We start from the raw sequence: 12,770 nt of genomic DNA on the forward strand, positions 1-12,770 counted from the left end.
TGAATCAAATTAACGGAGTGAAAGGGTAAGGAGATGGCCATTAAGTTCAATGTATTTGGCAAGCATATGTCAGTGCTTAGGTGTGGGCAAGAATGGCAGCTGTATCATGAATCCGATACAAGTCTACGGGTACGTGTTTATGATGTTGTTCTTCCTCCTGAGCTTCAACAGACAGAATTAAGTAGTTACCTTGATGACATTTATCACGAATATGCATCAGAGAAACACCCAGCAGTGATAAAGATGAATTAATGTAAAATGAGATTATCGGCACATGTGCTAGCACCTAGCACATACTTTAAAATGGCCTCTTAGGCCGATCTCGTTTTTTACCAGCAATGTTAAGTAGCCGAAGAAATTTTGGACACTCAGCATGACTTGGTGCTTGGCAAGCGGCGGCATGTCGAAGACCGTCTCTCATCGCTGTCATTTCTGTAATTTTTTTATCTAATTCATCCGCTTTTGATAACAGTAGAGGCCTGTCAATGTGCACGCCTTTTGGGTGTAACATTGCACCTATTTCATCAAGTGATAAGCCAACATTACGGCCCAATGAAATGAGTGCGAGTGTATTAATTACCTTAGGCGAAAACACCCTTCTTAAGCCATTTCGACCAATTGACTCTATAAGGCCTTTCTCTTCATAAAAGCGTAATGTTGACGTGGGCAGTCCAGACGCTTTTGCAACTCTACCTATATCCATAACCTTTCCTCTTGACTTCAAGTCGACTTGAAGTATTAGCATTCACTATATCATTAAATGTGAACACCGAAGAGGAAAAATACGATGTGGGATGAACGTTATAATTCACAAGAATACGCCTATGGAACAAAGCCGAACTATTTTTTAAAAAAACATGTTAGCGCATTGCCAAAAGGAAGAATTTTAAGTTTAGGTGAAGGAGAAGGTCGAAATGCCGTTTTCTTAGCTAAGCAGGGTTATTCAGTTACGGCGGTAGATTCTTCATTAGTGGGTCTAAATAAAGGTAAGAAGTTGGCAAAAGAGCAAGGGGCAGAGGTGGAGTTTATTCATGCTGACTTGAACGAGTATGACTTAGGGCAAGCACATTGGGATGGCATTATTTCGATATTTTTCCCCTTGCCATCATTACTGCGAAAAACACTGTACAAACAAGTACAGCATGGACTTAAAAACCAAGGGGTATTCTTGATTGAGGCTTACAGGCCAGAACAAGTGAGGTTTGGTACTGGTGGTGGAACTTCAGTGGATACAATGCAATCGGCGCAATCACTGAGCGATGAATTGCCATCATTAAACTTTAATTTACTCGTAGAGTTGGAACGTAATGTAGTCGAAGGGGTATTTCATACTGGGCTAGGCGCCGTGGTGCAAGGTATTGCAACAAAAATGTAAACAAAATAATAGGCTGGTATATATTAATTGTACGGGGTGTTTTATTATACAGCGGGTTTAATAAAGTACTGTGATATGGCTCAACCAAGTAACGGTTATGGCTTGATTATATGACGCGCTATGTGATGTTTATGCATGTCGATACATTTTATAAGTAATGGCCTATTGTTTTGAGAGGCAACACCACAGTTGTGAGCTTTATCGCAGTGGTTAACAGCATTTATGGAGATAATAATGAAAAAACTAATTGGACTAGTGACGCTATTGGGTTTTGTGTCTATTGCAAATGCCAGTGAGCGCTTCGTCGTAAATACAAAAATCTATAACGATAAGCACTTAATTGGTGCACCGACGTTAATTGTGGATTCAAATGAAACAGGGTCAATTTCAGTCAGTGAACTGTATCGTTTTTCACTAACGGTAACACCGATTGATGACTCCACGGTTAGTATAGTCAGCGAGTTAGAGCTTGGTGGAAAACAGATGTCACCGTCTTTAGAGGTTGAGCTTGGCAAAGAAGCAAGTATAAATATGGATGGTAAAGCGTTTTCCGTAATTGTGAGTAAAGCTGAAGGTTAACCTGTATTAGAGCTTGTAGCACCTAAATTTAATAGGGGCTATGAGGTATTATGTGACTAAGCATGAGTTAGCGTGATTGTGGTTAAAGTACGTATATTACCCAATGTACAGTAACTTTAACCCCAAGCTTGTGCCGAGTTTAGTTTGTATTCTTACTATACATAACGTCGTTTATTACAGCTGTTCTGCTGTCAGTTATTTGAAAGTGGTGTTTATAGCATCATATCGATTGTTTCTTATGGTTATTTTTACCAGCCAGTTTCCCTTTGTTGTATATCGTATTCATAACTAAACGGCACTAAAAGTGCTTGTATTTTTCCCTGAACACTTAGAATAATCAGGTCAAATCGTATGCTTTTTACAGCGAGAGAATAGTCTAAGTTGAGCAATATTGAATGTAAGTCTTTGTAAAGTTTGTTGAGACTTGACGATTAAGCAAATTACACTAGAAATAACTAATTAGCGTCTTATAAACTAACAGGAAAGAATTATAATGCTAAAAATAACCGCAGTCAGTGTCGCGGTAGCAATAGTGTTAACTGGGTGTACGAGTACGTTTGATATTTCTCCCGATTATCAGCAAAATTTGGTAATTCCGAGTGCATGGCAGTACCCACAAACTTTACAACCAGTTGATTTAAACTGGCTGGAACAGTTCTCAACATCACATTTGCATCAGTTAGTTGACATCGCCATAGAAAATAATCGCGTACTCAAGCAGCAACAGCTGGCGGTCGAATCAGCAAAGCAGCAGCTTATTGTCTCAGGTAGTGCTTTGTGGCCCTCTCTCGATATGTCTTTGGATAGTAGCCGCCGGAAAAATGCCTCGTCAGGTACCACTGGAAATAGTCACGCATTAGACTTAACACTGCGTTATGAATTAGATGTATGGGGTAAACTCTCTGCTGGCGAACGCAGAGATAATTTGTCGTTGTTAGCACAGCAAGAAACTTTATCTCAGCATACCTATGACTTAGTCGCCAAAGTTGTTATAGCATGGTTCTCGGTCATTGAATCTCAAGGTCAGCTCTCGTTGCTACAAGAGAGAGTGGAGTTGGCGAAGCAAAACTTAGATATTATTGAGAATGGTTACAAACAAGGCTTAAATAATGCTTTAGATGTGTATTTAACACGGAATGAGCAGAGTAATGAAAAAGCCAAGTTAGCCAGTCAAAGTGCGTTAAGTGTGCAAAAAAAACGCGAATTAGAGCGTTTATTGGGGCATTATCCCGCAGGTCTTATTGAAGTAGAAGCAACGTTGCCGGTCATAGATTCGGCATTACTATTGGGTTTACCTTCAGAGCTTATTCGTCGTAAACCTGAGCTGCGTGCAAGTTGGCATCAACTGCTAGCGCAAGATGCTGCGCTTGCGTACGCTCATAAACAGCGCTTTCCAAGTCTTAATTTAACCGCGAAATACGGGACGAGTAGTGATGACTTGGCTGATTTATTGTCGTCTTCTAGTGTGGGGTGGTCGTTATTATCTGGTATTACAGCGCCGTTATTTAATGCGGGAAAATTGGCCGCCAATGAAGAAAAGGCGCGAATTGAATTACAGGTAACAGAATTATCTTATCTAGAAGCACTTCATCACGCTTTTGAACAGGTAGAAAATGGCATCACCAATGAACAGTCATTGCAACGCCAATACGAAAATACCTCTGCTGCAGCAACAAATGCCAAGTTAGCTGAGCAATTATCTTTCGCGCAATATCAAAAAGGCTTAGTGTCGTATACAACCGTATTAGATGCTCAAAAACGCTCATTTGAAGCGCAAAGTGGACTTATCTCAATTAAGAATCAAATCATTAAAAATCGCGTAGAGCTACACTTAGCACTTGGCGGCGATTTTCAATCAGGACAGGTAAAAGGCACAGTCAATGAATAAGAGAAAACGCATTTTATTGCCAGTCGCAGTATTGGTTATATCGGTTGCCGCAATTATGTTGATTGTTAATAACCCACCAAAGAATAGTCGTTCAAAAAGCAAACCTCAAGCGCAGATGTTGGTTGAAATTGAACAACTTCAATCTAGCGAGTTTACCTTGAACATTGCCAGTTATGGCGTTGTAAAACCGAGAACTCAGAGTATGTTGGTTGCGCAAGTCTCAGGTGAAGTGAGTTACATAAACGATCGTTTTAGAGATGGTGGGTTCTTTGAAAAAGGAGATGTGTTGCTGCGTATTGACGATAGAGATTACCAAGCAGAAGTAAAAATATCACAGGCGACTTTGCTAAGTGCAGAGCAGGCTCTATTAGAAGAACAGGCACGCAGTGAGCAAGCGAAGGAAGATTGGCTGCGTTTAGGTAATGGTAGTCAAGCCAGTGAGTTGGTTTTACGTAAGCCACAATTGGCAGCACAACACGCTAATGTACTGTCGGCACAGGCTAAATTGGAAAAAGCGCAGTTGGCTTTGGAGCGTACATCTGTTGTAGCGCCATTCTCAGGCCGAGTATTATCGAAAAAAGTCGATTTAGGTCAGGTTGTGTCTAGTAATGGCCAAATAGCTGAAATTTATGCCATAGACTATGTTGAAATAAGACTACCAATTAATAACCGTGATTTGGCGTTTATTAATTTACCAGAACGCTCTAGAGAGGGCACCCATAATGGGCTCGAAACCCAAGTGACCTTGACCTCAGATCTGGTAGGCACCCAGCAATGGCATGGGCAAATAATCAGAACGGAAGGGGCTATCAGTGAGCAATCTCAACAATTGTATGTTGTTGCTCAAATTGATGACCCCTATTCAGTGGACAAAATGGCTGGATTTTCGATTAAAATTGGTCAGTATGTTAATGCGCAAATCACCGGAAAAACCCTCAGTAATGTAATTATAATCCCCAATAATGCCATTTATCAGGGCAGTTATGTGTATGTGTTAAATAACGATAACTTACTGATGAGAAAGGACGTTCAGTTAGCTTGGCAAAATAAAGACATCGCCATTGTAAAATCGGGTTTAGACGCAGGCATGCGTTTGGTAACGACGCCGCTTGGTCAAGTGAGTTCAGGGACCAAAGTGGTGGTTATTAATGATAACAGTGAACCTCATATTGCTGATAAGCGCAAAACAAAGGGTGATAGACAAGAGCGACGAAACAACGCACTAGGAGCTGACTTATGATTGCATGGTTTACACGAAATCATGTGGCGGCTAATTTGCTGATGATTTCAGTTTTGCTTGGAGGGTTGTTCTCAGTCTCAACACAAATACCATTAGAGGTGTTTCCTTCATTTGAAACGGATCGAATTAGTGTCAATATGTCGCTTCGTGGCGCCACCCCTGAAGATGTTGAACAGGGCGTTGCTATTCGTATTGAAGAAGCTGTACAAGACTTAGAGGGTATTAAAAAAATATCGAGTCGCTCAGCAGAAGGCTCTGCGTCCGTTACAATAGAAGTGGATACCGGCTACGATGCCAGAGACATGTTGGCAGATATAAAAAGTCGAGTAGATGCGATAAATACCTTTCCCGCAGATGCGGAGAAACCGGTGATCTCGTTGGCACAACGCAAGCGAGACGTTATTACGGTAACGGTTTCGGGAGACTATAGCGAGAAAGAAACTCGAGAGTTTGCTGAGCAAGTCAGAGATGATTTGTTGCGTATTGATGGCGTGACACAAATAGAACTGGATGGTGTGAGAGACTATGAAATTGCCATTGAAGTCAGCCAAGACAAACTCCGCCAATACAATTTAACCATAAATCAGGTTTCTAACCTGATCGCGAGTTCTAGTGCAGATGTATCGGCCGGTAATTTGAAGTCATCGGGGGGAGATATTTTATTGCGTTCGAAAGGACAAGCGTATCGTAAAGACGAATTTGCCCAAATAGCCATTAAAACCAATGCAGATGGCTCAGTGATACGTTTAGATGATATTGCTACCATTTTCGATGATTTTGAAGAAACACCAGTCAGAACACGCTTTAATGGTAAACAAGCTGCATTTATTGAGGTATATAGAATTGGCCAGCAAAGTGCCATTGAAGTCGCGGATAAAATAAAGGCTTATATTGAAAGCCGTCAAGATACTTTGCCTTATGGCTATGAGTTAAGCTATTGGGATGATGATTCTACCATTGTGAAAAATCGTATCTCAACTTTGACCTCTAATGCAATGCAAGGTGGGATTTTGGTATTGGCTTTATTAACCTTGTTCTTGAGACCTGCGATTGCTTTTTGGGTTTTTATTGGTATACCGGTGTCTTTTATGGGGGCTTTCTTAGCGATGCCATTCTTTGGTATCACACTGAATATAATGAGTTTATTTGGATTTATTCTGGTGTTAGGTATCGTCGTAGACGATGCAATTGTAACCGGAGAAAATATTTATACCCACCTTAATAGTGCTGAATCAGGTGAGCAAGCCGCCATCCGTGGTACGACTGAGGTGGCCACTCCGGTGACTTTTGGTATTTTAACCACCGTGGCGGCATTTTTACCGTTGGCTTTTATTGACGGAGCAAGAGGTGCTTTGTTTGCGCAAATTCCTGTTGTGGTTATTCCCGTCTTGTTGATGTCTTTGGTTGAATCTAAGTTTGTTTTACCTGCTCATCTGAAATATCTTAAGTTAAGAAAAGAAAAGGGAAAAGTAAGTCGCTTTAGTCAATTTCAACAAAATTTTGCAGATGGGTTTGAACGTGGAATCTTAAAGTATTACCACCCGCTTTTAAAGCGCGCGGTCTCCAATAAAGGCGTAACATTAAGCGCCTTTATTGGGGTCTTTTTCATTATTATTGCGCTGATCAGCAGTGGTTGGACTAAGTTTATATTTTTCCCGCGGATCCCCAGTGAAACCGTCAGGGCAAATTTGACCTTGCCAACGGGAACCCCCTTTGAAGTAACGGCAAAATATATTGATTTAATGTCTGATAAGGCGCAGATATTAAAAGATAAATATAGAGATCCTGAGACCGGGGAGAGTGTAATAACGCATATTTTGGCAACCACAGGGGGACGCGGCGGCGCTGGTAATGTGGGTAGAGTACGTTTTGAGATCACACCACCAGAGACACGTGCATTGAATATTGGCTCACGCGCATTAGTCAGCGAATGGCGGCAGCTCATCGGTCAAATCCCAGGGGCAGAAAGCTTGACATTTAGAGCTGAGATTGGTCGTTCAAGTGATCCAATTGACGTTCAGTTAACGGGGACTTCTTTAATTGTGTTGAAAGAAGCGGCAAATAAAGTGAAGGAAAATCTCAATACTTATCCCACAGTGTTCGATATTGTTGACAGCTTGAGCGATGGTAAAGAAGAGTTACAAATTGATTTGACTGAACAGGGGAAAGCGCTTGGGTTAACTCGCACAGATGTGTCACGCCAGATCCGAAGTGCATTTTTTGGTGCACAGGTACAGCGAATTCAGCGTGGTCGAGATGATGTGCGCGTGATGGTGAGGTTACCCTTAACTGAGCGCAGTAACTTAACCACCCTCAATGATATTCTCATTAATACACCAAATGGACAAACTGTTCCGCTTAGCCATATCGCCAAGCTAACGCCGGGGCAAAGCCCTTCAAGCATTTATAGAATCGACAGATATAGAACCGTGAACGTGACGGCAGACATTGAAAAAGAAAATACCAATATGACCGTGCTGCAAGAGGAACTGAAAGTGTACTTAGATCAATTGGTGCTCCAGTACCCAGGTGTCAGTCATTCATTAGAAGGCGAAGCAAAAGAGCAGCGAGAGTCGTTTAGCTCATTAGGCTGGGCGTTACTGTTTGTATTTTTTGTAATTTACACGCTGTTGGCTATCCCATTTAAATCTTACTTGCAGCCTCTTATTGTAATGAGTGTCATCCCTTTCGGCATGATAGGCGCGGTGGTAGGTCATTGGATCATGGGAATGGAGCTAACGATTATGAGTTTATTAGGTATGTTGGCACTGATAGGCGTTGTCGTGAATGATTCATTGGTACTGGTGGATTACATCAATAAGCAACGTCAGCGAGGACTTGATACAATGACTGCGGTACTGAATGCGGGCGCCGCTCGGTTTAGACCTGTTATGTTGACCAGTATCACCACTTTTTGTGGTTTGATGCCGCTATTATTCGAGCAGCAAACACAAGCTCAGTTTTTAATACCCATGGCGGTATCTCTTGGGTTCGGCATTATTTTCGCCACACTCATTACCTTAATTTTGGTGCCGGTAAATTACCTATTGACGGAAAAAATGATTAGCTTCTCGGCCCGTTTAAGGGCGCACCCAGTGTAGAATTATGCCGTGTCACAAAATAAGTAAATAAGGGCACATAAATGTGCCTTTATTTTTTATGAGTGCTGCTTTTTAATCTAACTTTTTGATTATAAATCATAAATGAATTAATATTGGGGTGTTAAAAATCAATGTGAGAATGGGCTTTGTTGTGCTCATTAAATATACTAATAAGGAAATTATACAATTGAAGTATTTACTATTTATCGCTGTTTTTTTTCTCAGTGCATGCAGCACGCCTAATGTTTCTAAAAATGTGTACTTTACCAATGTGATGGACATTATAGCTTTGAGTGAAGGAAACACACCAGATGGGCTAAAAGGGACATTTCAGCTCCCTATAAAAGCATCGGGAACGCAACATCGCACGACTTATTTAAATACTGAATTAGATTATCGAGACAGAAGAAATATCTCTGTGTCACTTCACCCAAAAGTCATACGTGACTTTATTGCGAAATTTGGTGCTCACCCTGAAAGCTACTTTATTAATAAAACCATATTAGTTACTGGAGAGGCAAAACGGGTGAAAATATACTTTGTATCGAATGGTAAGCTTACTGAAAAATATTATTTTCAAACCCATATCCAAGTGGATTCACTGTCGCAAATTAAAGTCGTTTGAAGGTATCAGATATGGAGATCAGGAAATTAAATACGCTTCGAGGACTCGCGGCACTGATTGTTTTTTTTACTCACTTTAGTGATATAACGCATTGGCTTGATGGGGCTTTAGGTGGTGGCGCTGGTGCATATGGTGTCATGCTGTTTTTTTTACTTAGTGGCTTTTTGATGTCTTATTTGTATTTAAATAAAGCTTTTACAAAGTCAAACATAAAGCACTATTTATTCGCACGCTTTGCGCGGGTATTACCGCTCTATTTTGTGGTTGTCCTTAGCGCGTATTTTCTAACGGTATCTGGTAATGATAGTTTATACCATATACCGGACTTCAATTCGCTAGTAGGCCATTTGCTCTTGGTCTATGGTGAAAGTGTATTTTGGTCAATACCCGCTGAAATTCAGTTTTATTTTATTTTTTTGATCTTTTGGTTTTTCGCGAAACAAAGAAGTGGATATATTTATGCATCTATTGTTGGTGTAATGGTTTTATTATTTCTTACCAACTTTCCAAGGTTGTATGGTGAGATCTATGAGATTCCTTATAATATCTTTAATGTATTGAGATCCTTACCTTACTTTTTCGTAGGAGTGATTTTCGGCATGCATTATCACTCCTTTAAGGTTCCAGACTATTTAAGAAAGCATGGTTTTATACTGGTTCTAGGCCTGATTCCACTTATGTATCCTGAGTTTTCATTTGTTTCTTCTGATGCAAAAAGAAGAATGTGGCTGAGCTATGAAGTTTTGTTTGTGATGAGCACGGTGTTTTTTTGTATTGTCTTTTTGGTTCCGAATAACAATATATTGTTAGCAAATAAATTGGGGGATTTTTTGGGGAAAATATCTTACTCATTATATTTATTGCATATGCCTATTATTGTAAAGGTGGATCAATTTACGTTATCGGTGGAAATGAAATTACTGGTGTCTTTAGTATTAAGTATTTGTGCGGCGTATGTATCATATCGATTCTTTGAAAAACCACTAGCAACGCAAATAAGGCAAGCTGCTAATAGGGGAAATCACCCTAAAGGTAGTATGGCGAGTTAAACAGTACATTTTTATGATGATGGCGGAAATTTGCTCTCAAGCTACGATTGCAAAAAGAGCGAGGTGTACACCTGCGCTCTTTGCATTCGTTTATCTACGTATCTTTGCGATTTTCGGATTGCTGCTGGATCAGCTTTTTCAACTCCTGAATTTCACTGTGCAGGTCTTCAATGGTGGGGATATTTTTAGCTGACTCTTTTTCTTGGCGCATTTTTGCACGTTCATCTTCCATTACATTGACCACAATGCCGATGACCATATTCAAAAATGCAAATGCGGTAAAGAAGATAAATGATAAATAAAATACCCAAGACATTGGATAGACTTCCATTGTTTCATACTGAATATCAGTCCAGTCTTCGAATGTCATTATTCTGAACAGCGTTAACATAGATATCGCTATATCGCCCCATAACTTAGGGTTTATGTCATTGAATATAAAGCTACCAATTGCTGCGTATATGTAGAAAATGATGAACATCAATAAGATCACATACCCTAATTGTGGCAGTGCTTTTATCAATGAATTTATAAGAATTCTTAGCTCGGGGACCACAGAAACCATTCTGAGTACGCGGAATACTCTGATCAACCTTGCCAATAAGGCCATTTCGCTGTCGTTGATAGGCACTAAGCTGATGGCAACGACCAGAGTATCAAAAACATTCCAGCCTTTTTTGAAAAAGCGCTTTTTATCGTCATCAGCAATAAAGCGGACAGAGATCTCGAAAAGAAAAAAGAGGGTGATAAAAATATCGAGTACATGGGTGATTGAAATTGCAGTATTGGGTAATGAAAAAGTTTTTGCGCCAATCTCTAGTGCGGAAATGATGATCACTGCAACAACGGTGAGCTCAAATATTTTGTTGTTTTTTAGATTGTTCAGATTTAATTTAATAGTTTCGTACATATGCTGCCAGTTAGTTCAATAGTATGGTTTAAACGCGGCATGATTATATCCTAGTTAAGTTTCAACGGGTGTTATGATTTCTGAAAAAAGTGTTACAGAGGATTTTTAGTACGCTATAAAGTGATTGCTGAAGACTTATAAGGTCATGTAGCTGATTGAGCTCATCTGATCCGATAATGAGAAGAGCCCATAAAGGTAAGTTGATTGATTTAATTAAAAATCGGCCAGTCGTAAAAATGTATCGCGTGCTTGTATATAGATATTCGGGTTACTGTTTTTTAATACGTTTAAATCATGTAATGATTGCGTGATAGCGTTACCGTTAAATGCCTCTGAGCTGCCAAAGATGACTTGGCTTTCAAATTGTGACGCTTTAAAATTTAAGCCTTGTAGGTCTTTGATACAACTGGTGTCTGGTTGTGACCACAAGTGATTGATAAAGCTTTGCATAATATCTACACCACAAGTATTGGCATTTTCTTTGGTGCTATGTGATACAAAGATCACCCCATGCTCTGTTTCTGGTAATTCAACATAGCGCTGATTACCGCTGGTAAACGCACTTTGGACAATGGGTATATAGTAATGAGGCGTTTGTGGGTCTAAATCACCATTGAGCACCAGTGTCGGCATATAGTGCTGTGTTGGCTGGTAGGCATAGGGGTCGATATAGCGATTTCCCCATACTTGTTTATCAATATGTCTTTGGTAAAGAATATATTCTGGAATACATGAAATCGCATCCTTACAATATTCAAGCTTTGTATGAATATCACGTTCGTTGTAGTTGATTTCATTTTGTACAATAAGTTTCGATACGATTGGGGAAGAGTCAAATGGGTCTTTGGCAGCCAATTCAATAAATTGCTTGCCTGTACCTGTAAACATAAAGCGATGTAGGTTATTGAGTGCAATCACGTCGTTCGTGTTACATCGAGCTAGTCTGTGATACATCGGGATGAGTATTTGCTCAACAGAGCGACTTAATGCAATCAGGGATATAGCTTGCAGTTCAAAGCGCTTAAAATTTGTCGCGGGGCAGTGTTGACCTGAATAAACTTTGTTGACTAACGTTTTGAGCTCATCGAGTGAATTGAGACTTAATTGTGAGCGACAAAAGTCGTCACTTTGGCAATATGTAAACATATCGGCGAAAATATCATTGAAGTTTTCATCCCATGAATCAAGACCAAATTTTTCACTCGGTACGACTGAGTCTAAAATGATCCCCTGTGCGCCTGTTGGTGCGATTTGACTAAACCTTTGTGCCCACAACGTACCGTATGAAGCGCCATAAACGTAACTGGGCAGCCAATCAATCGTTTTACTTTTGGAGATCACATAATCAAGATCTTTTGCAGCAGAGGTCGTGGTGAATTTGTAAAGGCCTTCACCCCATTGCTGATGGAGATCGTTAAAGCAGGCTTGTGAATACGCCGCGTAATCAGCGGAGGGTGGAGTTGTGCACGCTAAGTGTGTTGACCACCCAACACCACGATGCTCAATGACATATAAGTCGTAGTCTTGGGTGAAATGGTTGAGGTTAGTTTCAAACTCTTTAACGTAAAAACTTGCTGAGGCACCAGGCCCGCCTTGTAAAAACCAAATTTGACCTTGGCTATTACCAGATTTTGCAGGGTATTTAGATACTAGAATATCTATTTTTTTAGCATTGGGCGCTTCCCAGTCTAAGGGGACTTCAGCCAAACTACATAAGTTTCTATTGTCGTAACTTTTAAATTGAGTGGGGCAATTGCCCCACTCAAAGTCAATATATGGGTTGTAAATGGCTCTTTCCGATGGGGTTGCCCAGATATTGAATGTACTGATCAGACTCAAAATAGCGAGTGCTATTGTTAACCGCTTCATGGTTTCCTTCCTATTCACGTTGTAATTAAGTGAGCTATATATAACGATGATTACTTCGAAAAATAACAGGCGGTACACGCCGACGTATTACCCTTGCACTTTTGAGCTGCAAACAGTCAAAAATGCATTCGGTA

Annotated in this window: 11 protein-coding genes; 8 read left to right on the top strand and 3 right to left on the bottom strand. The window is 40.3% G+C overall.

The features are described from left to right. The first annotated feature begins 33 nt into the window (after nt 1-33). Nucleotides 34-252 carry a hypothetical protein gene (locus J8M01_RS19795; RefSeq protein WP_211059079.1) on the top strand — a complete coding sequence of 73 codons (219 nt, stop codon included), beginning with the start codon at nt 34-36 and terminating at the stop codon, nt 250-252. A gap of 46 nt (nt 253-298) precedes the next feature. Here the strand turns inward: J8M01_RS19795 and J8M01_RS19800 are convergent, their stop codons facing one another. Further along, nucleotides 299-703, bottom strand: coding sequence for a helix-turn-helix domain-containing protein (locus J8M01_RS19800; RefSeq protein ID WP_211059080.1), 405 nt, complete (start codon nt 701-703; stop codon nt 299-301). A gap of 84 nt (nt 704-787) precedes the next feature. On the opposite strand from J8M01_RS19800, the gene J8M01_RS19805 reads away from it, so the two are divergent. The 7 genes from J8M01_RS19805 to J8M01_RS19835 all read left to right on the top strand — a co-directional run bounded on the left by J8M01_RS19805 (nt 788) and on the right by J8M01_RS19835 (nt 9,857). Further along, nucleotides 788-1,375: a class I SAM-dependent methyltransferase gene (locus J8M01_RS19805; protein WP_211059081.1), complete on the top strand. Its 588-nt coding sequence runs from the start codon at nt 788-790 to the stop codon at nt 1,373-1,375. A gap of 234 nt (nt 1,376-1,609) precedes the next feature. Continuing rightward, nucleotides 1,610-1,954 carry a hypothetical protein gene (locus tag J8M01_RS19810; RefSeq protein WP_211059082.1) on the top strand — a complete coding sequence of 115 codons (345 nt, stop codon included), beginning with the start codon at nt 1,610-1,612 and terminating at the stop codon, nt 1,952-1,954. Between the two features lie 493 nt (nt 1,955-2,447). After that, nucleotides 2,448-3,842: a TolC family protein gene (locus J8M01_RS19815; RefSeq protein WP_210997155.1), complete on the top strand. Its 1,395-nt coding sequence runs from the start codon at nt 2,448-2,450 to the stop codon at nt 3,840-3,842. Beyond that, nucleotides 3,835-5,082, top strand: coding sequence for an efflux RND transporter periplasmic adaptor subunit (locus J8M01_RS19820; RefSeq protein WP_211059083.1), 1,248 nt, complete (start codon nt 3,835-3,837; stop codon nt 5,080-5,082). The genes J8M01_RS19815 and J8M01_RS19820 overlap by 8 nt, the downstream gene beginning before the upstream one ends. Further along, nucleotides 5,079-8,183, top strand: coding sequence for an efflux RND transporter permease subunit (locus J8M01_RS19825; protein WP_211059084.1), 3,105 nt, complete (start codon nt 5,079-5,081; stop codon nt 8,181-8,183). The genes J8M01_RS19820 and J8M01_RS19825 overlap by 4 nt, the downstream gene beginning before the upstream one ends. Nucleotides 8,184-8,370: 187 nt before the next feature. Next, the gene (locus J8M01_RS19830; protein ID WP_211059085.1) at nt 8,371-8,808 is read left to right on the top strand and encodes a hypothetical protein; all 438 of its coding nucleotides are present in this window, start codon (nt 8,371-8,373) and stop codon (nt 8,806-8,808) included. Nucleotides 8,809-8,819: 11 nt separating this feature from the next. Then, nucleotides 8,820-9,857: an acyltransferase gene (locus J8M01_RS19835; protein WP_211059086.1), complete on the top strand. Its 1,038-nt coding sequence runs from the start codon at nt 8,820-8,822 to the stop codon at nt 9,855-9,857. 94 nt (nt 9,858-9,951) lie between these two features. Here J8M01_RS19835 and J8M01_RS19840 read toward each other — a convergent pair whose 3' ends face one another. Continuing rightward, nucleotides 9,952-10,767, bottom strand: coding sequence for an ion transporter (locus tag J8M01_RS19840; RefSeq protein WP_192507754.1), 816 nt, complete (start codon nt 10,765-10,767; stop codon nt 9,952-9,954). A 213-nt stretch (nt 10,768-10,980) separates the two neighbouring features. Beyond that, nucleotides 10,981-12,636: an alpha/beta fold hydrolase gene (locus J8M01_RS19845; protein WP_211059087.1), complete on the bottom strand. Its 1,656-nt coding sequence runs from the start codon at nt 12,634-12,636 to the stop codon at nt 10,981-10,983. Between the last annotated feature and the right edge of the window lie 134 nt (nt 12,637-12,770).

Origin of the sequence: Pseudoalteromonas sp. MMG005, from assembly GCF_018101015.1 — a bacterium.
Classification (GTDB): domain Bacteria; phylum Pseudomonadota; class Gammaproteobacteria; order Enterobacterales; family Alteromonadaceae; genus Pseudoalteromonas; species Pseudoalteromonas aurantia.